The 20,247-nt window shown below is 66.6% G+C and carries 21 protein-coding genes; 12 read left to right on the top strand and 9 right to left on the bottom strand.

Annotation, left to right across the window (positions count from 1 at the left end):
• Positions 1-11: 11 nt before the first annotated feature.
• The 4 genes from OJF58_RS16145 to OJF58_RS16130 form a co-directional block, all read right to left on the bottom strand.
• Positions 12-533 (bottom strand): hypothetical protein, encoded by a 522-nt coding sequence (locus OJF58_RS16145; protein ID WP_300778737.1) that lies wholly within the window; start codon positions 531-533, stop codon positions 12-14.
• Positions 534-547: 14 nt separating this feature from the next.
• Positions 548-1,402 carry a VOC family protein gene (locus OJF58_RS16140; protein WP_300778736.1) on the bottom strand — a complete coding sequence of 285 codons (855 nt, stop codon included), beginning with the start codon at positions 1,400-1,402 and terminating at the stop codon, positions 548-550.
• Positions 1,403-1,416: 14 nt separating this feature from the next.
• On the bottom strand, positions 1,417-2,781 hold the full coding sequence (locus tag OJF58_RS16135) for a glutamate--cysteine ligase (RefSeq protein ID WP_300778735.1): 1,365 nt from the start codon (positions 2,779-2,781) through the stop codon (positions 1,417-1,419).
• A gap of 142 nt (positions 2,782-2,923) precedes the next feature.
• Positions 2,924-3,712 (bottom strand): 16S rRNA (uracil(1498)-N(3))-methyltransferase, encoded by a 789-nt coding sequence (locus OJF58_RS16130; protein WP_300778733.1) that lies wholly within the window; start codon positions 3,710-3,712, stop codon positions 2,924-2,926.
• 47 nt (positions 3,713-3,759) lie between these two features.
• Here OJF58_RS16130 and ubiA point away from each other — a divergent pair, with 47 nt between their 5' ends.
• The 4 genes from ubiA to OJF58_RS16110 all read left to right on the top strand — a co-directional run bounded on the left by ubiA (position 3,760) and on the right by OJF58_RS16110 (position 6,696).
• The gene (gene ubiA / locus OJF58_RS16125) at positions 3,760-4,683 is read left to right on the top strand and encodes a 4-hydroxybenzoate octaprenyltransferase (protein ID WP_300778732.1); all 924 of its coding nucleotides are present in this window, start codon (positions 3,760-3,762) and stop codon (positions 4,681-4,683) included.
• Entirely contained in the window at positions 4,683-5,375 is a 693-nt protein-coding gene (locus tag OJF58_RS16120; RefSeq protein ID WP_300778731.1) for a 50S ribosomal protein L11 methyltransferase, read from the top strand. The genes ubiA and OJF58_RS16120 overlap by 1 nt, the downstream gene beginning before the upstream one ends.
• Before the next feature lie 38 nt (positions 5,376-5,413).
• Positions 5,414-6,166: a hypothetical protein gene (locus OJF58_RS16115; protein ID WP_300778729.1), complete on the top strand. Its 753-nt coding sequence runs from the start codon at positions 5,414-5,416 to the stop codon at positions 6,164-6,166.
• Positions 6,167-6,240: 74 nt separating this feature from the next.
• Positions 6,241-6,696: a CreA family protein gene (locus OJF58_RS16110; protein WP_300778728.1), complete on the top strand. Its 456-nt coding sequence runs from the start codon at positions 6,241-6,243 to the stop codon at positions 6,694-6,696.
• Here OJF58_RS16110 and OJF58_RS16105 read toward each other — a convergent pair.
• Positions 6,668-7,408: a hypothetical protein gene (locus tag OJF58_RS16105; protein ID WP_300778727.1), complete on the bottom strand. Its 741-nt coding sequence runs from the start codon at positions 7,406-7,408 to the stop codon at positions 6,668-6,670. The genes OJF58_RS16110 and OJF58_RS16105 overlap by 29 nt on opposite strands.
• Positions 7,409-7,502: 94 nt before the next feature.
• Between OJF58_RS16105 and OJF58_RS16100 the strand changes: the two genes are divergently transcribed.
• The gene (locus tag OJF58_RS16100; protein ID WP_300778726.1) at positions 7,503-9,020 is read left to right on the top strand and encodes a UbiD family decarboxylase; all 1,518 of its coding nucleotides are present in this window, start codon (positions 7,503-7,505) and stop codon (positions 9,018-9,020) included.
• A 40-nt stretch (positions 9,021-9,060) separates the two neighbouring features.
• The gene (locus tag OJF58_RS16095; RefSeq protein WP_300778725.1) at positions 9,061-10,485 is read left to right on the top strand and encodes an MATE family efflux transporter; all 1,425 of its coding nucleotides are present in this window, start codon (positions 9,061-9,063) and stop codon (positions 10,483-10,485) included.
• A gap of 6 nt (positions 10,486-10,491) precedes the next feature.
• On the opposite strand, the gene OJF58_RS16090 is transcribed toward OJF58_RS16095, so the two are convergent.
• Positions 10,492-11,559 carry an LLM class flavin-dependent oxidoreductase gene (locus OJF58_RS16090; RefSeq protein WP_300778724.1) on the bottom strand — a complete coding sequence of 356 codons (1,068 nt, stop codon included), beginning with the start codon at positions 11,557-11,559 and terminating at the stop codon, positions 10,492-10,494.
• A 74-nt stretch (positions 11,560-11,633) separates the two neighbouring features.
• On the opposite strand from OJF58_RS16090, the gene OJF58_RS16085 reads away from it, so the two are divergent.
• Entirely contained in the window at positions 11,634-12,269 is a 636-nt protein-coding gene (locus tag OJF58_RS16085) for a TetR/AcrR family transcriptional regulator (protein WP_300778723.1), read from the top strand.
• Positions 12,270-12,362: 93 nt separating this feature from the next.
• Entirely contained in the window at positions 12,363-12,791 is a 429-nt protein-coding gene (locus OJF58_RS16080; RefSeq protein ID WP_300778722.1) for a DUF2852 domain-containing protein, read from the top strand.
• 58 nt (positions 12,792-12,849) lie between these two features.
• On the opposite strand, the gene OJF58_RS16075 is transcribed toward OJF58_RS16080, so the two are convergent.
• Positions 12,850-13,551 (bottom strand): hypothetical protein, encoded by a 702-nt coding sequence (locus OJF58_RS16075; protein ID WP_300778721.1) that lies wholly within the window; start codon positions 13,549-13,551, stop codon positions 12,850-12,852.
• 170 nt (positions 13,552-13,721) lie between these two features.
• A complete protein-coding gene (locus OJF58_RS16070; RefSeq protein ID WP_300778720.1) occupies positions 13,722-14,918 on the bottom strand; it encodes a CoA transferase in 1,197 nt (398 codons plus the stop codon).
• 172 nt (positions 14,919-15,090) lie between these two features.
• Here OJF58_RS16070 and OJF58_RS16065 point away from each other — a divergent pair, with 172 nt between their 5' ends.
• The 4 genes from OJF58_RS16065 to OJF58_RS16050 all read left to right on the top strand — a co-directional run bounded on the left by OJF58_RS16065 (position 15,091) and on the right by OJF58_RS16050 (position 20,018).
• Complete coding sequence (locus OJF58_RS16065; RefSeq protein ID WP_300778719.1) at positions 15,091-15,393, top strand: hypothetical protein; 303 nt, start codon at positions 15,091-15,093, stop codon at positions 15,391-15,393.
• Positions 15,394-15,679: 286 nt separating this feature from the next.
• The gene (leuA, locus tag OJF58_RS16060; protein WP_300778718.1) at positions 15,680-17,389 is read left to right on the top strand and encodes a 2-isopropylmalate synthase; all 1,710 of its coding nucleotides are present in this window, start codon (positions 15,680-15,682) and stop codon (positions 17,387-17,389) included.
• A gap of 15 nt (positions 17,390-17,404) precedes the next feature.
• Positions 17,405-18,790, top strand: a complete 1,386-nt coding sequence (locus OJF58_RS16055) for a metallopeptidase TldD-related protein (RefSeq protein ID WP_300778716.1) — start codon at positions 17,405-17,407, stop codon at positions 18,788-18,790.
• A 13-nt stretch (positions 18,791-18,803) separates the two neighbouring features.
• On the top strand, positions 18,804-20,018 hold the full coding sequence (locus OJF58_RS16050; protein ID WP_300778715.1) for a lytic murein transglycosylase: 1,215 nt from the start codon (positions 18,804-18,806) through the stop codon (positions 20,016-20,018).
• Here the strand turns inward: OJF58_RS16050 and OJF58_RS16045 are convergent.
• Positions 19,956-20,231, bottom strand: a complete 276-nt coding sequence (locus tag OJF58_RS16045; RefSeq protein ID WP_300778714.1) for a hypothetical protein — start codon at positions 20,229-20,231, stop codon at positions 19,956-19,958. The genes OJF58_RS16050 and OJF58_RS16045 overlap by 63 nt on opposite strands.
• Between the last annotated feature and the right edge of the window lie 16 nt (positions 20,232-20,247).

The raw sequence follows: 20,247 nt of genomic DNA, 5'->3' as shown, positions 1-20,247 counted from the left end.
CCTTCTCCGGCCTATTCTCGCGTCTCCGCCAACCGCAGCGACTCGATGAAGCGGACGGCCGCGCCGCGGGTTCGCATGTCGCTCTTGGCGGTGGCCAGCAGGCGATAAAGCCGGTCCTTCACGATGTAGGTGCGCATCATCACATAGCCGCCATCGCCGCCTTCGATGTCGAGCGCGTAGCCGTCCCAGCCCTGCAGCGTGACCAGTTGATCGCGCGTATACTTGAACTTGTCCTTGGGGAACGCCTTCTCGGCATCCCCTCGGCCCAGGTTCCGGGCCATCTGCTTCGTATCGTGACCGCTGAACCAGTCGGGCTCGTAGTCGACATAGTCGAAGTCGAATATCTGGTCGGCGCGCCTGGACTCCCAGGCGACACGAGGCGCGAGGTTGCCGGGGTCCTTCTGGCCGGCGACGCTCTTCTCCACCGGCGCCGGCATCTCGAGCCGAAAACGCAGATCGGGCGCCACGATGGTCTGCCATTCTCCGTCCGATTGCGCCCGCGCCGCGACCGGCAGCGCGGAAAACAAGACCATCAGCGTGCGCCGCCTCATGGAGGCGGCACCAGGTCTTCGCGGCCGGACCATTCCCAGGCGAGCCCGGTGCGCGAGACGCCGAGCAGCAGGCCATGCAGTTCCTTCGGATGCACCCATCCGCCGTCCGGATCGGTCGCCGGATCGGAGCCGCGCGGCGTGTAGCGAGCATCGGCTTCGAGAAGCCGGCCGCGGATCGCGGGCCAGTCGTGCGTCTCGACGTAGCACATGTAGAGCGAATCGCCGTGCTTTCTCACGAATCGACCCATGGCATGGACATCGTCGGTCGCCTGGCTGAGCTCGATGCGATCGAGCCTGTTGGGTGGATCGAACAGGGTCAGTGTGCCGACATAGCCGAAGCGCTCGCTGCCGATCTCGCTGAAGCGCGCGGGATCGAGGCCGAACAGGCCGGCATAGAGCGCTGCGGCGCGGCGCCAGTCGCTCGCCAGTGTGTTCGTGGTCTCGTAGAGGAAGGACACCGGCCCGACACGCGGCCGGTAGGTGCTTTGCGAGACGACCATCGGCAGGCCGAAGGTGATATCGGCCCCGAGGTAGAGCTGCTCGTCTTCGCGTTCGTAGGCGATGCCGAGCCCCTCCCATCGCCTTGCCATGCCGTCGAGGTCGGCGGTGCAGTAGCCGGCTGTCATGAGCCCTTCGCCCCGAGCGCCCAGGAAGTCGCGCGTACGGCCAGCGCCGTCGGGCTCGCACAGTTCGAACTCGCTTTCGCCGACGGCGAGGATCGTGCGCCGTGCACTCAAACGACGGCTGTGGTCGCGGCGCGCGATCTCGCACCCAAGCAATTGCTTGTAGCGCAATGCCGCCTTGCCGGCATCGTGGACGGCGATCTGGACCCGGTCGCAACGGTCGAGCATCGGCGGACAGTAGCTCAGTAGGCGTAGTCGCGGAACAAGGGCTCGAACGAGCCCTGCCATTCGCCCTGCCACTTGGCCAGCAGCTCGTCGGCGGGCGCGAGACCGCTGGCGACGGCACGATCGAGCGGCGCGAGATGGATGGTCTCGTCGTTGCCGTCCGCATCGAGCCGCTTGCGCGCCCGCAGGCCGGCATGCGCGATCTCGATCACATCGCGCGCCAGGTCCGACAGCGGCAGGCCCTGGAACTTGGTCGAGAGCCCGGTCCGCGGCGCATGGCTGCGCAGGTAGTCGTGATCCTCGATCGTCCAGTCCTTGACCAGGTCCCAGGCCGCGTCGAGCGCGCTTTGCTCGTAGAGCAGGCCGACCCACAGTGCGGGAAGGGCATTGAGCGCCGGCAAGGGACCCGAGTCGGCGCCGCGCATCTCGAGGTAGCGCTTCAGGCGAACTTCCGGAAAGGCCGTTGTCACGTGATCGGCCCAGTCGTTGATGGTCGGCAGCTCGCCCGGCCGCGCCGGCAGCCGGCCCTTCAGGAAGTCGCGGAAGCTCTGGCCGGCCGCATCGATGTACCTGCCGTCGCGATAGACGAAGTACATCGGCACATCGAGCAGGTAGTCGGCATAGCGCTCGAAGCCGAAGCCCGTCTCGAACACGAAGGGCAGCATGCCGCAGCGGTCGGGATCGGTGTCGGTCCAGATGTGGCTGCGGTAACTCTTGAAGCCCGATGCCCGCCCTTCGAGGAACGGCGAGTTGGCGAACAGCGCGGTGGCCAGCGGCTGCAGGGCGAGCGACACGCGAAACTTCTTCACCATGTCGGCTTCGGACTCGAAGTCGAGGTTGGTCTGCACCGTGCAGGTGCGCAGCATCATGTCGAGGCCGAGCTTGCCCTTCTTCGGCATGTAGTCGCGCATGATCCTGTAGCGCCCCTTGGGCATCCAGTGCACGTCCTCGCGCTTCCATTGCGGGGCGAAGCCGAGGCCGATGTAGCCGAGGCCGAGCTCGTCCGCGACTTCCCTGACCTCGTCGAGATGCTGGGCATTCTCGGCCGCGGTCTCGTGCAGGGTCTCGAGCGGCGCGCCGGAAAGCTCGAACTGCCCGCCGGGCTCCAGCGTGACGCTGGCCTTGCCGCGCGTCAGCGCGATCGGATTGTTGCCCTCGATCACAGGCTCCCAGCCGAAACGCGTCAGCCCTTCCAGCATCAGGCGCACGCCGGCCGGCCCGTCATAGGGAACGGCCTGCAGCGTCTTTCTGTCGAAGCCGAACTTCTCGTGCTCGGTACCCATGCGCCAGTTCGCGCGCGGCTTGTTGCCGGCAGCGAAGTAGTCGACGAGCTGCCGCCGACTCTCGATCGGCGTGCCGCCGCCCGACGGTGGTGCGGACATGCGGTGATGGCTCCCTGTATCGCCCCACGACAGTGCCGCCGGAGACGGCGCGACTCGCACGAGGAATTCTCACGCAAGGACGCGGCTGGTTCATGATGTTCGATTCCCCCTCTCCCATATCGCCGGGGGCGGGCGCAAGCGCTCAGCGCGCGCTCCTGGCGGTGCGATAGTCGCCGCTCAGACGCGGCGTCGGCTCCCGCCAGTCGCCCAGCACGGCCTGCCAGCAGGCCAGGGCCGCGAGCGCCGCCGTGTCGGCGCGCAGGATACGCGGCCCGAGGCCGACAGGCGTCACATCCGTCATGCGACGGAGCGCCGCCAGCTCGGCTTGGGCGAAGCCTCCTTCCGGTCCGATCACGATGGCCCAAGGCGCCGTCCGCGCGGCCGAATCGAGGGCCGCCAGCGCCCCGGCGATCGGCGGCCCTCCGCCCGTCTCGTCGCACATCAGCAGCCGCCGACCGGCGGGCCATTGGTCGATCAGCCGCCCCAGCTCGACCGGCCGCCGGACCTCGGGCACCGACAGGCGTTCGGTCTGTTCCGCCGCCTCGATCGCGTTGGCGCGCAGACGGTCCACATTGACGCGCTCGACGGCGGTGTGCTGCGTCAGGACAGGCTGCAGCAGCGACACGCCGAGCTCGGTCGCCTTCTCGACAATGAAGTCGATGCGGGCCCGCTTGACAGGCGCGAAGCAGAGCCAGACGTCGGGCTCCTCCGCCTGGATGCGTGTTCGGCCTTCGACGACCGCCACGGCCGCCTTCCTGCCGCGCAAGGAAAGCACCGCTTTCCATTCGCCGTCGCGGCCGTTGAAAAGCAGCAGACTTGCCCCCTCCTCCCGCCGCATGACGTGGCGCAGATAGTGGGCCTGGGCCTCATCGAGCGCCACCTCGACGCCGGCCGCGAGGTCGGCCTCGATGAACAGGCGCGATACGCTCATGGAACTCCCGCTTGGAACTCCCGCTTGCTTGCCGCCATGATGCCGTCATGACCGCCGACCGGACAACCGGCTTCACCGATATCGACCGTCAGCATTGGTCGCTCCGCCATCTCCCGCCGGCGGCGCGGCCGTTCGGCCGGCTGGCGCGCTGGGACCGACCGATCGGCACGTGGCTGCTGCTCTTCCCCTGCTGGTGGTCGCTGGCGCTGGCAGTGGGCCGGGACTGGGCGCATCTCCTGGGATGGATGGTGCTGTTCGCGCTGGGCGCGCTCGCCATGCGTGGTGCGGGCTGCACGTGGAACGACATCCTCGACCGCAAGATCGACGCCGAGGTGGAGCGTACGCGCAGCCGCCCGCTGCCTTCGGGCGAGGTCGGTCTGCGCGGTGCGATCGTCTGGATGGTCCTGCAGGCGCTGGTCGGAGCCGTGATCCTGTTCAAGTTCAACAAATTCGCAGTGCTGGTGGGCCTGGGCTCGCTGCTGATCGTGGCGATCTATCCGCTGATGAAGCGCATCACCTCGTGGCCGCAGGTGGTGCTGGGCTTTGCCTTCAACTGGGGCGCCCTGCTCGGCTTCGCGGCAGTCACCGGTACGCTTTCCAAAGCGACGGTCGCCCTCTATTTCGGCGGCGTCGCCTGGACCATGGTCTACGACACGATCTACGCCATGCAGGACCAGCGCGACGATGCGATCGTGGGCGTGCGCTCGACGGCACGGCGCTTTGCCGGCGCGCCGCGGCTGTGGCTCGTCTTCTTCGCCGTCCTCGCCGTGGCGCTGTGGGTCGCGGTCGGCCTGCTGGCGCCGCTGCATCCCCCTTACTTCGTCGTGCTGGCGGCGGTCGCCGTGCACTTCGGCTGGCAGATCGCCGACCTCAAGCCGCACGACCAGCGCGATTGTCTGGCCAAGTTCAAGGCCAATGCGCACGTGGGCTGGCTGATGCTGGCGGCCATCGTTGCAGGCCAGTTCGGCTGATGGCGCGCCTGCCGGCCGATCCCGAGGCCTTCATCCGCGCCAATACCGCGCTCGAAACGCCGGCGATGGTGCCGGAGTTCAGGCTCTGGCTGGCCAGTGAATATGTGCCGATCTGGCAGGCCACCGAAGCCTGGATGGAGGAGCAGAACATCGACCCGCCCTACTGGGCCTTCTGCTGGCCGGGCGGTCAGGCCATCGCGCGCTATCTGCTCGATCATCCCGAGGAGGTGCGCGGCAGGCGCGTGATCGATTTCGCGGCGGGCTCGGGTGTCTCCTCGATGGCCGCCGTACGGGCGGGCGCAGCGTCCGTGCTGGCCAACGACATCGACAGGCTGTCGCTGATTGCAGCCCGTCTGAATGCCGCCGCAAACGGGCTCGCCTTCGAGGTCAGCGACGAGGACTGGCTCGCCGGGCCCGAAGCCGAACCCGAGGCCGACATCGTCATCGCCGGCGACGTCTGCTACGAGCGCGACATGTCGGCCCGCGCCCTGGCCTGGCTGCGCGGCCATGCCGGCGCCGGCCGGCTGGTCCTGCTGGGCGATCCGGGTCGGAACTACTTCAGCGCCCAGGGACTCGAGGAACGAGCCCGCTACCAGATCCCGACCTCGCTGCAGCTCGAGAATCGCGGCATGCGCGAGACCGTCGTGTGGCGCGTATTGCCCTATCCCCACGGCACCGTCAGAATTCCTTAACTGTTCTTTCACATCCGTTTCGGCTACACGGCCGCTGCATGTCGAAGAAGCCCTCGCAAGCCACCATCGCCCCCGCCGACTTCGCCGAGCTCTATGACGGGTTCACCGCTCCCATCTCCCGCTTCGACTGCGGCCGCAAGTGTGCGCCGCTGAACGGCGGCTCGCCCGTCTGCTGCTCGACCGACAACGCCGTGCCGGTCGTGCACAAGGTCGAGTTCGAGCTGCTCAGGGCCCGGACCGACCTCTGGTCGAAGTTCAAGCCCTACGACTACGCCACGCGCCAGATCGTGGCCGAGCTCACCTCGGACTGCATGGCCATCCATTGCAAGGGTGCGCGGCACTGCGAGCGGGACAACCGCACCATGGCCTGCCGCAGCTTCCCCTTCTATCCCTACCTCACGCGGCAGAAGGAGTTCGTCGGCCTCGGCACCTACTGGGTGTTCGAGGATCGCTGCTGGATGATGTCCAACCTGGAGATCGTCGACAAAAAGTACGTGAAGGAGTTCATCACCACCTACGAGGCGCTGTTCGTCAAGGATCCCAGCGAGTTCACGACCTATGTCGACTTCTCCGCCTCGGCCCGGCGGGTCTACTCGCGCTGGAAGCGGGAGATCCCGATCCTCGGCCGCGAGGGTGAGCTCCTGATCGTCGAGCCCAGCAGCGGGGCGATCCGGCCCGGCAGGAAGAAGGACTATCCCAAGATCGCGCCCTTCTCCTCGGAGAAGGAATACCGTGCCGCCATCAAGGAAGCGGACGGCGAGGTGCCGAAGGAGGGGCTGCGCGCCGTCTGACACTGCCAGCTTGGCAAGCACGCGCCGCATCACCATCTAGCGCACACCCGATCGCCCCACCAAGGGAGCCTGAGATGCGCCGTGTCCTGTTCGCCCTGCTGCTGTCGGTGCTGGCAGTGCCGGCCTTCGCCGACGAGATCGGCTCCGTCGGCTATCGCTTCAAGTGGATCGGCCCCAACGACAAGATCGTGGTCGAGGCGTTCGACGATCCCGACGTGCCGGGCGTCACCTGCTATTTCTCACATGCCCGCACCGGCGGCATCAAAGGCGCGATCGGCGTCGCCGAGGACCCGGGGGAGGCGTCGATTGCGTGCCGCCAGGTCGGCCCGATCGACGAGTCGAAGCTGGCCAGGCTCAAGAGCCCGCATGAAGTGTTCAGCGAGCGCGCCTCGCTGATCTTCAAGTCGACGCAGGTGGTCCGCTTCTGGGACGCCAAGCGGCGGGCGCTGATCTACCTCACCTACACCGACCGCATTTTCGAAGGCAGCCCGCGCAATTCGCTCAGCGTCGTTCCCGTGGGCTTGCACTAGCGAAGAGGAAGGTCCCGAGCAGCACCCAGCGCGCAGCGTCGGGCTTGCCGACCAGCGGCGTCGTGTAGTGCCAGAACGGCAGGCGATAGGCCGTCACCATGGGCGGCCCTGCGACCGGGACGATCTCGCTGAAATGACCGGCGCGGCTGTAGACCAGCCACTGATGCGCCACGCCCGGGGTGCAGAGACTGAGGTGCAGGTCGATATAGCCGCGCGCCGCGTGCCGGTTCTCGGGATGATGATCGTTGTGCGGGCCGGCGTAGTCGCCCGGTCCGTAGCGCAGCAGCTGCAGCCCCCATCCCGAGGCGAGCCTGCGGCCGGCCAGCGCCTCGGCGAAAGCACGAAAGCTTTGCGATCGCAGCAGTCGCGCGAGTCCGATCCGCTCCGCCGCTTTCGCGCCGGCCTCGCGACGGCTGTCGAAGAAGATCGTGCTTGCCCGGCTCGTCTTGGGCAGCAGCTCGGCATAGTCGCGGCGCATGTCCCAGATGCTTTCGGGCGGGATGGGCTTCTCCAGCGGCTCGAGGACGTCGCAAAGCCGCTCGTCCAGCGTCTTGCGCAGACGCGCCGCCTTCGGCCGGTCGAGCAGATCGCCCGCCGACAGGAAGCGCGTGCGCGGATCGGCCAGCGCGCCGCAGAGCGGATGCGTGCCGGCCAGCACCTCGCGCCCCTTGCGGCTCAGAAGATCCTCGAACTCGGTGGGAATCGCTGTCATGCCGAGCGCAGACAAGCATCTTTACCGAGAGCTTTGAAGGTCCCTCGGCTTCGCCTCGGGATGACAATCTCCGGTCGACCCCCTAAAGAGCCGCATGCCTTACGCCTCGCTTCGGGATTTCATGGCGCGCCTCGAGAAGGCGGATCGCCTGGTGCGCGTGCAGGCGCCGGTATCGCCCTATCTGGAAATGACCGAGATCCAGACGCGGCTGCTGGCCGAGAAAGGGCCGGCCGTGTTGTTCGAGAATGTTGTCGGCCGGGACGGCAAGCGCTCGGACATCCCGGTGCTGGTCAATCTGTTCGGCACCGTGGAGCGGGTCGCCTGGGGCATGGAGCGCGAGCCGCACGAGCTGCGCCAGGTGGGCGAGACGCTGGCCTTCCTGCGCCAGCCCGAGCCGCCCGGCGGCTGGCGCGAGGCGCTCGACATGCTGCCGATGCTGCGCACGGTGATGGCGATGAAGCCCCGGACCGTCGGCGCCGCGCCCTGCCAGGAGACCGTGCTGAGGGGCGACGATATCGACCTCGGCAATCTGCCGATCCAGACCTGCTGGCCCGGCGAACCTGCCCCGCTCGTCACCTGGCCGCTGGTGGTAACGCAGGGCCCCAATCCGGCGGCAGACCGGCAGGACAGCTTCAATCTCGGCATCTATCGCCTGCAGGTCACCGGCCGCGACACGACCTTGATGCGCTGGCTGAAGCATCGTGGCGGCGCGCAGCACCACCGTCGCTGGAAAGGCGCCGGCAAGCATGAGCCGCTGCCGGCGGCGGCGGTGATCGGGGCCGATCCCGGGACGATCCTGGCGGCCGTCACGCCGGTGCCCGACACGCTGTCGGAATATCAGTTCGCTGGTCTGCTGCGCGGGAAGAAGGTCGAGCTGGTCGACTGCAAGACCGTGCCGCTCAAGGTGCCGGCCGAGGCCGAGATCGTGCTCGAGGGCCACGTCAGCCTCGACGACTGCGGCGACGAGGGTCCGTACGGCGATCACACGGGCTACTACAACAGCGTCGAGAAGTTCCCGGTCTTCACGATCTCGGCCGTCACCATGCGCCGCCAGCCGATCTATCTCTCCACCTTCACCGGCCGCCCACCCGACGAGCCCTCGGTGCTGGGCGAAGCGCTGAACGAGGTCTTCATCCCTCTCTTCCAGCAGCAGTTTCCCGAAATCGTCGACTTCTGGCTGCCGCCCGAAGGCTGCAGCTACCGCATTGCCGTCGTCTCGATGAAGAAGGCCTATGCCGGACACGCCAGGCGCGTGATGATGGGCGTGTGGTCCTACCTGCGGCAGTTCATGTACACCAAGTGGGTGATCGTGGTGGATGCCGACATCGACGCGCGCAACTGGCAGGACGTGATGTGGGCGATCGCCACCCGCATGGACCCGGCGCGCGACATCACCGTGATCGAGAATACGCCCATCGACTATCTCGACTTCGCCTCGCCCGTCTCCGGGCTCGGCTCCAAGATCGGGCTGGATGCCACCGACAAATGGCCGGGCGAGACGGATCGCGAATGGGGCCGCCAGATCCGCATGGACCAGGCCGTGATCGACAAGGTCGATGTGATGTGGAGCGGACTCGGCCTGCCGGGCAGCGGGAAGAAGATCTGGCGATAAAGTCCTCCCCCATTCCCGTCCAATTCCCTATATCGCTCCCGTGCCGCCTTCCAACAACAGGCTCCTCGAAGGGCCGATCCTTCGCTCGCTGCTGGCGCTTGCCGTGCCGATCGTGCTGACGAACGTGCTGCAGTCGGCTTACCAGATCATCGATGCCTTCTGGGTGGGCCGGCTGGGTGGCGCGGCGATCGCCGCCGTCTCGGTGAGCTTCCCGGTGATGTTCCTGATGGTCGCGGTGGGCGCCGGCCTCTCCATCGCGGGGTCGACGCTGATCGCGCAGTATGTCGGCGCGCGCAACGAGAAGATGGTGGGCCATGTCGCGGGGCAGACGCTCCTGATGGTGGTGCTGGCCGCGCTCGTGCTCGGCGCGATCGGCTACGTCACCGCACCCTTGCTGCTGCGGCTGATGGGAGTCGGCCCGGACGTCTACGGCGGCGCGCTGGGATTCATGCGCGTGTCGTTCCTCGGACTGGTGTTCAATTTCGCCTTCTTCGTCTTCCAGGGCATCATGCGCAGCATCGGCCGGCCGGCGCTGCCGGTCTATATCGTGCTGGGCACGGTGTTCCTGAATTTCGCGCTCAATCCGCTGATGATCTTCGGCTGGGGACCGATCCCCGGTCACGGCGTGATGGGCGCCGCCCTCACCACCCTCGTCACGCAAGGCGTCGCCTCCTTGATCGGCGTCGCCGTGCTGCGGCGCGGCCTGCATGGCGTCCATGTGCACGCCGGCGACCTCGTGCCCGATTTCCAGCATATCAAGCGGGCCTTCTTCCTCGGCCTCCCGGCCTCGATCGACATGTCGGCGCGCGCCGTCGGGCTGATGATGATGACCTTCCTGGTGACGAGCTTCGGGACCCTGAGCCTTGCCGCCTACGGTGTCGGCGGCAACGTGCTGCAGGCCGTCGCCATCATCCCCGGCATCGGCCTGTCGATCGCGGTGGCGGCGCTGGCCGGCCAGAACATCGGCGCCGGCAATATGGAACGCGCCGAGCAGATCGGACGGCTGGGCGCGTGGCTCGGCTTCTCGGTCCTGACGGCGTTCGGCCTTCTGGTCTTCCTGTTCGCCTCGCCGCTCGTCACCTTCTTCGTGCCCCACGATGCCGGCGTCATCACGGAGGGCGCGCATTTCCTGCGGATCATGGCGCTAAGCTGGGGCTTCTACGGCGCGCAGTTCGCGCTCATCGGCGTGTTCCGCGCCGCCGGCAGCATGATGGTGAGCATGATGTTGACCGTGGTCTCGCAGTGGCTGCTGCAGCTTCCCCTTGCCTACGTTCTTTCCAAGCATACCTCGCTGGGCGCAGACGGGATCTACTGGTCCCTGCCGATCTCGACGGTCCTCATCTTCATCATCACGGTGGTCGTCTTCGCCAAGGGCAACTGGCGCAGGAAGCGCTTGATCGGCGACGAAGAGACGCTCCGGAACCGCGTGACCGACGAGATCCTGAGCGACGAGTCCCCGCGCTAGCCGCCCTCAGCCGCGCATCGCGGGCAGGATTTCGCGCACGATCAGTTGCTGGCTCACGGCGGCGGCGTCGGCCGGGGCACCGCGCGTGCGGCTGTTTATCGCCACCTTGTCGAGGCCGAGCGCCTTCAGGGAACCCAGGCGCTCGATGCAGCGCTCGGGCGGTCCGACGATGGCGAAACGATCGATGAAGTCGTCGTTGAGTGTGGCGGCCTGGCGCGAATCGGCGCGGGTATGAGCCCGCATGTCGTAGTTGGTGCGCAGCGTCTCGAGCACGGCGCGATCGGCGGCGGACACCGGTCCGTTGGCCTTGCCATGCATCACCGAGAAGCGCGCGAAGGTCGTGAGGCCGCCGCGCACCAGATCGCGCGCCGCCTTCGGGTCACCGTGGCAGCCGAGATTGACATAGGCGCCGACGGCAACCCCGTCGGGATCGAGGCCGGCATCCTTACGGGCTTGTCGTGCCAATGCGATTCCCCAAGCCAGCCGCTCGAGGTCGGCCCCGAGGGTGAACATCACCCGCTCGGCATGCAGCGCCGCCATGGCGATGACCTTGGGGCCGCTCGCCGCCACCTCGACCGGTACCTTCTTGCCGCCGGCGATCCAGTCGATGCGACTCGCCGAGGGCGCATCGTGCAGATGAAGGCCGGACACCGGCGGCGCCGCCTCGGCTGGGATGTCGATCTCGTCGAAGCTCACCGACTCGCCGCGCAGGTAGGCCTGCAGGTGGCGCAGATAGCGCTCGAATTGCGCAAGGCGCGCCGGCGCCCGCCCGAGATGCGCCAGCGCGGAATCGCCACGACCGATCCCCAGCACCGCGCGGCCGTTGGAAACCCGATTGACGCTGGTGATGGCGGTGGCGGTCGCTGCAGCGTGGCGCGTCACCGAGTTGGTGACGCCGGTGCCGAGGCCGATGCGCGTCGTGGCCGTTGCCGCGAGCGCGAGCGAGACATACGGATCGCCCGAAAGGTTCTGCGAATCGACCACCAGCATGCCGTCCCAGCCGGCCGCCTCGATCTCCTGCGCGCTGCGCGCGCTGCCGCGTGCCGAGGCGACGCCCGTGGTCCACAGTTCCACTTCTTCCTCCGCTCGATCTTCTTGATGCGTTCGACACTTTGGTCGGCGTCCCACCTAATGTAAACTTCGTTAACATGAGCTGGAAACGGCGCGCCCGCGAAGGCGCGTACCATCATGGCAATCTGCGCGAGGCGCTGATCCAGGCGGCCCGCGAGCTGATCAAGGAGAAGGGACCCGCAGGCTTCACCTTCGCCGACGCGGCGCGCTGGGCCGGCGTCAGCCCGGCCGCTCCCTATCGTCATTTCCGCGATCGCGAAGCCCTTCTGGCGGATGTGGCGCGCGAGGGTTTCCAGCGCTTCGAGGCGATGCTCGTCACCGGCTGGGCCGGCGGCAAACCCGACCCTCTGACAGCCTTCAACAATGTCGGACGCGCCTACCTCGCCTTCGCGCGCAGCGAGCCCGCCTACTACGCCGCGATGTTCGAGTCGGGTCTGCCGCCCGATCTCAGCCCCGAGCTGCGCGCTTCGGGCGATCGCGCTTTCGCGGTGCTGCGCGGCGCTGCCGAAACGCTGTCGGCAAGCCTGCCGGCCAAGGGCCGCCCGCCTGCCCTGATGATGAGCCTCCACCTCTGGTCGATGGCCCACGGCATCGCGTCGTTGTTCGGCCGCGGCGATGCCGGACGGCGCACCTTGCCGATGACGGCGGACGAACTACTTGAGTCGGCAATGCTCATCTACCTGCAGGGGCTGGGTTTCCCCCAGAAGAACTGAAATCGACGCGCCGCCCCTTGACTCGCTGAGCGACAGAGCCCAATGTAAATGTCGTTAACATTTACATAGTTAACCGCCCGGAGGAGGCCAACCATGTACTACGGCCTGATGGACAGACTGGACGATGTGCCCAAGGCGGCGTGGATCGCGCTTGTGGTGCTCGCCTTCATCGTTTTTTGGCCGGTTGGCCTCGGCTTGCTCATCTACCTCAAATGGAGTGGACGCATGTCTTGCTGGAATCATGGCCGCTATGGCCGCTGGTACACGCCCGACGGCCGCGATGCCCGCGAGGAGTTCCGCGCCTGGCGCCGCCGCCATCGCTGGGGCCGTTACTCGAGCGGCAACGTCGCCTTCGACGAATATCGCGAGGAGACGCTGCGCAAGCTCGACGAGGAGCAGCGCGAGTTCCGCGAGTATCTCGACAAGCTGCGGTCGGCCAAGGACCGCGCCGAGTTCGACCAATTCATGGCCGAGCGGCGCAACCGTCCGCCGGCGGCCGAGCCACCGCCGACGGCAGCCTGATCTTCCTCCATCCGGAGAAGCCGCCTGCGAGTCCCTCGCGGGCGGCTTTTTCAATAGCTCAATAGTCGAGCTTCATCGGCAGGTCGCGATCGACCGCCTGCCGCACGAGAGCTGTCATCACCGCGCAGGCATAGCGAGCCCGCACCTCGAGCGACGCTCCCGGCGCCGGCGCCTGGCGACTCCATTGTGCGAGTGCGTCGTCATCCACGCCCCAGGTGGCGGCGTTGAGATCGGCGAGCTGGGCCAAAAGCATCCTGACCGAACCCACCACGATCCGACGGCCATCGACGTCGTCGCCCTCGAACGTGAAGCGAAAGGTGTTGGGCAGCCAGAGCTCGACGTTTCGCACCAGGTGCGAGAAGCGCGACCGGAAGCCCTCGGCGTTGCAACGAAGCAGCGCCGGGTCATCGTCCCATGCCTCGGGCAGGGCCGGCGGCGCCCGCAAGGATGGATGCTCGGCATAGGCGGCCCACAGGACCAGCGAGCCGAAGCCGTCCCATCCGGGGCGGGCGGTGAAATACGGAGCCATCTCCGATTCGTCCCATTCGAGCGGGTCGCTGATCCGGTCGCCCAGGGAGCTGGCAAGGGCGCGGCGCCATTCGAGGATACGTGGCCGAATGCCGACGGCGTCCCTCGGCCCGTCGGAGAAGGGCCGTCTGCCGGCCGGCTCGCCTCGCTCGCGCGCCGCCTTGTCCGCGACATTCTCCCAATCCCCCGCGTAGTAGCGCGTCAGCGATCCGACATAGACATCCAAGCCCATTACGGGGTTCCCCTGCCCTTTTTCCCCTGCCACCTCCAGTTGATCTATACCCGCACTGATCCCGTGCATAGAACCGTCTGCAAATATCTCACGCGCACAAACGCAACTCACGGCTGCGGGCCGTGCTCTGATGTCGCACCTGTGATGTGGTGTGATGTCGATCGCGTCGTCTATGACGCGGTCTTGGTCGCGCCCGACTTCAGCATCGCCTCAATTTCGGCCGCGCCGTAGCCGGCCTCGCGCAATACTTCGACGCTGTGCTCTCCCAATCGCGGCTGCAGACGGGTGATCTCGGGCTTGGTCTTGCTGAAGCGCGGCGGGATGTCGGGCATGCGCAGCTTGCCTTCGCTGGGATGCTCGACCTCCTTCCAGAAGCCGGTGGCATTGAGCTGCGGGTCGACGAACAGATCCTCGAGCGTGTTGACCGGACCGTGCGGCACGTTGGAATTCTTCAGAAGCTCCACCCATTCCGCATTGGTGCGCGTGGCGCAAATCTCGGCCAGCGTCGCATAGTAGGCCTCGACGTTCTTCAATCGGATGGCGAGCGTGGTGAAGCGCGGATCCCTGGCGAGATCCTCGCGACCGATCAGGGTGCAGAACTCCTTCCAGTGCCCGTCGGTGTAGGGCAACAGTGCGAAGTACCCGTCCTTGGAGGGATATGGCCGCCGTTCCTTGTTGAGGACGCGCTTGTAGCCCGCACTCTCCAGCGCCGGGCGAAAGCTCTCGCCGTAGAGATGCTCGACCATCACGAACGAGACCAGCGTCTCGAACATCGGGACCTCGACCGCCTGGCCATGGCCCGTCTTCTCGCGCGCATAGAGCGCCGCCAGCAGCGCCGAGACGACACCGTTGGAGCTCGTCTTGTCGGCGACGATGGTCGGCAGGAAGCGCGGCTGGCCCGCCACCACCGTCTGCAGCGAGGCGAGGCCCGAGCCTGCCTGGATGATATCGTCGTAGGCCGCCTTCGGCCCGAGCGGTCCGGCCGCCCGGTAACCGTAAGTGGCAAGATAGACCAGCCGCGGATTGATCTTCTCGAAAGCCTCGTATTCCACGCCCAGCCGCCTGGCAGGCTCGGGCCGATAGTTGTGCATCAGCACGTCGGCGGTCTCGGCGAGCTTGAACAGGGCCTTGCGGCCAGCCTCCTGCTTGAGGTCGAGCACGATCGAGCGCTTGGAGCGATTGCAGCCCAGATAGAATGCCGCCATCCCGGGATGGCGCGCCGGCCCGAGTTGCCGCGTCGTGTCGCCTTCCGGCGGCTCGATCTTGATCACGTCGGCGCCGAGATCGCCCAGTTGCTGCGCCGCCCACGGGCCCAGCACGACCGTCGTGCAATCGAGAATACGTACTCCGGCCAGCGGCCCTGCCATCGTCATTTCCCCCCGCTTGTTCGCTCCGGCATCTAACCACGCCGGACACGCAGGCGAAACGTTGCGTGCGAATCTGCGAAATTGGCCGCCGCCGCCACAATATTCCTCAAGCTTCGCCAAATCTTTGCCATGACTGAAACGTTAGGTATTCTGCATATTCAAGGAGGACGACATGATAAGGCATGCGACGACGTGGCGGACGATCCTGCGCCGGACGGCAACGATCCTGGTCGGAGCCGGCGGCGTATTCGCCCTCGCAACCGCCGCGCAGGCGCATGACGGCTGGCACTGGAAGAAGAAGCACCATCGGCACTTCATCCCGCCGGGCCATGTCTACTACTACGCCCCGCCCGTCGTTTACGCGCCGCGCCCCGTCGTCGTCTATCAGCCGCGGCCGGTCATCTATTCCCCGGAACCTGTCTACTACGGACCGCCGCCGGGCTTGAACCTCAACGTCAACATCCCCTTGCGCTGAAACACGAAATCGGCTGGCCGGCTGACGAACGACAGCCGGCCAGTTCAATTCCAGTTCAGTTCAGGCCCTTTTCGCGGCTGTTGACTCCTCGGCCCGACGCATTATTCTTTCGGAAATGCTGCGACTGACGACGCTTCGACTTATTGGCTGATCCGCCGTTCCGGTTTCCGGAGCCCTGCGGATCGTTCGTCGTTCGTCTCTTCCTTCCCACCAGTCGCCGCCACCCAATTCCCATCGCAGTGTTCGTTTCGAGCCTTCAGGCCGTGCGCGGCGCGAGGAGTCTTGCATGTCATCCCAAAAGCCCATGATGCCGACCGCGAACGAGAAGTACGTTCCCTTCCCCCCCATCCAGCTCAAGGACCGACGATGGCCCAATGCGGTCATCGCCAAGCCGCCGATCTGGTGCGCCGTCGACCTGCGCGACGGCAACCAGGCGCTGATCGAGCCGATGGACTCGGACCGCAAGACCCGGATGTTCAAGCTCCTTTGCAAGATGGGCTTCAAGGAGATCGAGGTCGGCTTCCCGGCGGCATCGGAAACCGACTTCGACTTCGTGCGCGAGCTGATCGAGAAGAAGATGATCCCGGACGATGTCACCATCCAGGTGTTGACCCAGAGCCGGCCCGAGCTGATCGAGCGCACGTTCGAGGCCTGTCGCGGCGCCCGGCGCGCGATCGTCCATCTCTACAACTCGACCTCGACGCTCCAGCGCCGCGTGGTATTCGGCATGGACTACAGCGGCATCATCGACATCGCCGTCTCCGGCGCCCGGCTGGTCAAGCAACTGGCCGATGCCGATCCTGCGACCGAGTGGGTATATGAATACTCGCCCGAGAGCTTCACTGGCACCGAGCTCGAGTTTGCCCGCGACATCTGCGCGGCGGTGGCGGACGTCTACCAGCCGACGCCACAGAAGAAGATGATCATCAACCTGCCGGCGACCGTGGAGATGGCCTCGGCCAACATCTATGCCGACCAGATCGAATGGTGCCACCGCAATTTCAAGTATCGCGATTCCTTCGTCCTGAGCCTGCATCCGCACAACGACCGCGGCACCGGCGTGGCCGCCGCGGAGTTGGGCTACATGGCCGGCGCCGAACGCATCGAGGGCTGCCTGTTCGGCAACGGCGAACGCACGGGCAATGTCGATCTCGTGACGCTCGGCCTCAACATGTACACCCAGGGCGTCGATCCCGAGATCGACTACTCGAACATCAACGAGATCCGGCAGACCGTCGAATACTGCAACCAGCTGCCGGTGCATCCGCGTCACCCCTACGGCGGCGACCTCGTCTTCACCGCCTTCTCGGGCTCGCATCAGGATGCCATCAACAAGGGCTTCAAGGCGCTGCAAGCCTCCAACAGCAAGGTCTGGGAGGTGCCCTACCTGCCGATCGACCCGGCCGATCTCGGCCGCAGCTACGAGGCGATCATCCGCATCAACAGCCAATCGGGCAAAGGCGGCATCGCCTATATCCTGAAGACCGACTACGGCATCGACATGCCGCGTCTTCTCCAGGTCGAGTTCTCCAAGACGATCCAGCAGATCGCCGACGAGACCGGCAAGGAGATCCAGTCGGCGCTGATCTGGGACACCTTCCGCCGGGAGTATCTGGAGAACAGGACGCCGTTCGATTTCGTGGGCCACACGACCGTGCCCGAGCCCGGTCATCCTGAACTGCGCCTGATCGACGCGCGGGTAAGGGTGAACGGTCAGCAGAAGAAAGTGAGCGGCCATGGCAACGGCCCGATCGCAGGCTATGTCGAGGCGCTGGCCAAGGATTGCGGCATCAGGATCAAGGTGCGCGACTACCATCAGCACGCCACCGGCGCCGGCGAGGACGCCCAGGCAGTGAGCTACATCGAGGCGGAAACCGGCGACGGTCGCGTGCTGTGGGGCGTCGGCATGGATTCCAACATCGTCACGGCTTCCCTCAAGGCCGTGACCTGCGCGGCCAACCGCGCCTCGCGCCACCTCGACGGCGGCCGCGCTTAGCGCGTAAGAAGGGACATGGCGAAAGCGAACAGCAAGTCCCCGTCCCGCAGGAAGCGTCCGGCCGCCGCGCCGGACGCCAATCTCCTCGCCGATCTCATGAAGTGGGCGAGGGCCGCCGGCGCCGATGCGGCCGACGCACTCTATGTGAACGGCGAATCGATCTCCGTCTCGCAGCGACTCGGCAAGCGCGAGAAGCTCGAGAGCAGCGAAGGCCGCGATCTCGGGTTGCGCGTGTTCGTCGGCAGGCGCCAGGCCTTCGTCTCGTCGACCGATTTCTCTCCGGCCGCGTTGCGCACCCTGGCGGAGCGCGCAGTCGACATGGCGCGTGCGGTGCCCGAGGACCCCGTCTGCGGCATCGCGCCGGAGGAGCTGCTGGCGCGCGATTGGCCGGACCTCGATCTCGACGACAAGCGAAAGCCTCCGTCGGCCGGGTCGCTGCTGGCGCTCAGCGCCGAGGCCGAGGATGCGGCGCGCGCCGTGAAGGGCGTCACGAATTCCGAAGGCGCCGAGGCATCGTGGGGCCGCACCTCGATTGTGCTTGCGGCCAGCAACGGCTTCCTCGGCGGCTATCGTCGCAGCGGCTACTCCCTCTCCTGCGCGGTACTCGCCGGCGAAGGCACCGGCATGGAACGCGACTACGAGTGGTCGAGCGCCGTCCATTTCGACGACCTGATGGCGCCGGCCAGGGTCGGCCGCAACGCCGGCAAGTTCGCCGTGCAACGCCTCAATCCGAAGAAGGCGCCGAATGCGCGACTGCCGGTCGTTTACGACCGTCGCATCTCGGGCGGCCTGATCGGCCATCTGGCCGGGGCGATCAATGGCCGTTCGGTGGCGCGCGGCACATCGTTCCTGAAGGACAGGATGGGCCGGGAAGTCTTTGCGAAGGGAGTGCGCATCCTCGACGATCCGCATCGCAAGCGCGGCCTTGGCAGCCGGCCGTTCGACGCCGAGGGCCTGCCCACCAAGCGCTACGCTGTCGTCGACGATGGTGTGCTCACGACCTGGCTGCTCGATCTCGCGGCCGCACGTCAGCTCAATCTCGCACCCACCGGCCATGCCGCGCGCGGCACCTCCGGGCCGCCCAGTCCCACCACCTCGAACTTCTACCTTGCGAAGGGCAAACTTTCAGTCGACGAGCTGATCGCCGACATCAAGAGCGGCCTCTACATCACCGACCTGATCGGTTTCGGCGTGAACGGCGTCACGGGCGACTACAGCCGCGGCGCGTCGGGTTTCTGGATCGAGAACGGCAAGCGTGCCTGGCCGGTGAGCGGCATCACGGTCGCCGGCAATCTCAAGGACATGTTCCTCAACATGACCCCGGCAAGCGACCTGCAGTTCAAGGGCGCCATCAACGCGCCGACGGTGCGAATCGAGGGGATGACGATCGCCGGCTCGTGATAAAGTCGGGCTCATGACCCCCTTCAACAAGATTGTCCTTTTCGCTGCAACGGCTGTGCTTTCCGCCGCATCGGGTCTCGTCCCCGCGCAGGCGCAGGAGGCCGAGTTCCGCGACTGCCTGCAGTCCATCAAGAGCGAGGCGATGCGTCAGGGCATCGCCGGCTCCGTCGCGGACCGGGCGTTCCACAACCTCACGCCGGACCAGAAGGTCGTCGACCTCGACGCGCGCCAGCCCGAATTCACGCAGACCTACGGCAAATATGTCGGCAATGCCGTGACCCCCGACCGGATCGCCAGGGGGCAGCAGAAGCTGGCGCAATACCGATCGTTGCTCGGGGCGCTGGAGCGCGAATACGGCGTGCCGGCCCAATATCTCGTCGCCTTCTGGGGCATGGAAACCAACTACGGCAGCTACCTTGGCGACTTCCAGGTTGTCCGCTCGGTAGCGACACTCGCCTGCGTGACCAAGCGGGCCGCCTTCTTTTCCAACGAGACGGTCCAGGCGCTCAGGATTCTCGCGACCAACGGCATGACGAGCCAGCAGATGCGCGGCTCGTGGGCCGGTGCGATGGGCAACATGCAGTTCATGCCCTCCACTTTCGTGAAGTACGGCGTCGACCGCGACGGCAACGGCCGGATCGATCTGTGGAACAGCATGCCCGACGCTTTCGCCTCGGCTGCGAATTTCCTGCGCGGCATCGGCTTCCGGCCCGGATTGCCGGCGAGCGACGAGGTCCTCCTGCCGCAGGCCTTTCCGCTCGAGACAGCCGATACGACCGTCGAGAAGCCCGTGCGCGACTGGACGGCGATGGGCGTGAAGCGCGCGAACGGCCAGCCCTTGCCCGTCTCGGACGATCTCTCGTCGATCATCCTGCCGGCGGGGTGGCGCGGGCCGGCCTTCATTCTCTATCCCAATTTCAAGGCGGTCATGAACTGGAACCGCTCGACGCTCTATGCATTGTCGATCGGCATCCTGGCCCAGCAGATCGCCGGCGGCCCGGCGGTGATGCGGCAACCGCCCGATGACGATCAGCCGTTGTCGCACGATACGGTTGTCGACATGCAGACGAGGCTCGCCCGTCTCGGCCTGTACACCGACGAGACCGACGGCCTGCTCGGCCCCAAGACACGCTCCGCCGTCCGCATGTTCCAGAAGAAGATCGGCCTACCCGCCGACGGCCATCCCACGCCCGAGGTCGTGCAGCGGCTCGTCCAGGCGGTGCGCTGAAGGCCGCAGCAGCCGGACCGCGCGCGGCGCCACGGCAATCGACACGGGAAGCGTGAGCGCGTCGTCGCCGTCGGCCTGCACCGGCTGGCGGCGCACCGCCTTGCGGCCCATACCGCGCAGTGCCTCGCAGCATTGAATGGCCGGCCTGCTGCCGATGCGCCTTCGGGCGGCCGCGGTCCCGTTGACGTCCACGATCGCCAGCCTATCTCTCAAGGGTCTCAGCCATCGG

The organism is Enhydrobacter sp. (genome assembly GCF_030246845.1).
Classification (GTDB): Bacteria; Pseudomonadota; Alphaproteobacteria; order Reyranellales; family Reyranellaceae; genus Reyranella.
This window is presented reverse-complemented; position numbering and strand designations above follow the sequence as displayed.

Coding starts and splice junctions, on each gene's coding strand:
- OJF58_RS16145 (WP_300778737.1), bottom strand. CDS start 533: ATGGTCTTGTTTTCCGCGCTGCCGGTCGCGGCGCGGGCGCAATCGGAC.
- OJF58_RS16140 (WP_300778736.1), bottom strand. CDS start 1,402: ATGCTCGACCGTTGCGACCGGGTCCAGATCGCCGTCCACGATGCCGGC.
- OJF58_RS16135 (WP_300778735.1), bottom strand. CDS start 2,781: ATGTCCGCACCACCGTCGGGCGGCGGCACGCCGATCGAGAGTCGGCGG.
- OJF58_RS16130 (WP_300778733.1), bottom strand. CDS start 3,712: ATGAGCGTATCGCGCCTGTTCATCGAGGCCGACCTCGCGGCCGGCGTC.
- ubiA (WP_300778732.1), top strand. CDS start 3,760: ATGACCGCCGACCGGACAACCGGCTTCACCGATATCGACCGTCAGCAT.
- OJF58_RS16120 (WP_300778731.1), top strand. CDS start 4,683: ATGGCGCGCCTGCCGGCCGATCCCGAGGCCTTCATCCGCGCCAATACC.
- OJF58_RS16115 (WP_300778729.1), top strand. CDS start 5,414: ATGTCGAAGAAGCCCTCGCAAGCCACCATCGCCCCCGCCGACTTCGCC.
- OJF58_RS16110 (WP_300778728.1), top strand. CDS start 6,241: ATGCGCCGTGTCCTGTTCGCCCTGCTGCTGTCGGTGCTGGCAGTGCCG.
- OJF58_RS16105 (WP_300778727.1), bottom strand. CDS start 7,408: ATGACAGCGATTCCCACCGAGTTCGAGGATCTTCTGAGCCGCAAGGGG.
- OJF58_RS16100 (WP_300778726.1), top strand. CDS start 7,503: ATGCCTTACGCCTCGCTTCGGGATTTCATGGCGCGCCTCGAGAAGGCG.
- OJF58_RS16085 (WP_300778723.1), top strand. CDS start 11,634: ATGAGCTGGAAACGGCGCGCCCGCGAAGGCGCGTACCATCATGGCAAT.
- OJF58_RS16080 (WP_300778722.1), top strand. CDS start 12,363: ATGTACTACGGCCTGATGGACAGACTGGACGATGTGCCCAAGGCGGCG.
- OJF58_RS16075 (WP_300778721.1), bottom strand. CDS start 13,551: ATGGGCTTGGATGTCTATGTCGGATCGCTGACGCGCTACTACGCGGGG.
- OJF58_RS16070 (WP_300778720.1), bottom strand. CDS start 14,918: ATGGCAGGGCCGCTGGCCGGAGTACGTATTCTCGATTGCACGACGGTC.
- OJF58_RS16065 (WP_300778719.1), top strand. CDS start 15,091: ATGATAAGGCATGCGACGACGTGGCGGACGATCCTGCGCCGGACGGCA.
- leuA (WP_300778718.1), top strand. CDS start 15,680: ATGTCATCCCAAAAGCCCATGATGCCGACCGCGAACGAGAAGTACGTT.
- OJF58_RS16055 (WP_300778716.1), top strand. CDS start 17,405: ATGGCGAAAGCGAACAGCAAGTCCCCGTCCCGCAGGAAGCGTCCGGCC.
- OJF58_RS16050 (WP_300778715.1), top strand. CDS start 18,804: ATGACCCCCTTCAACAAGATTGTCCTTTTCGCTGCAACGGCTGTGCTT.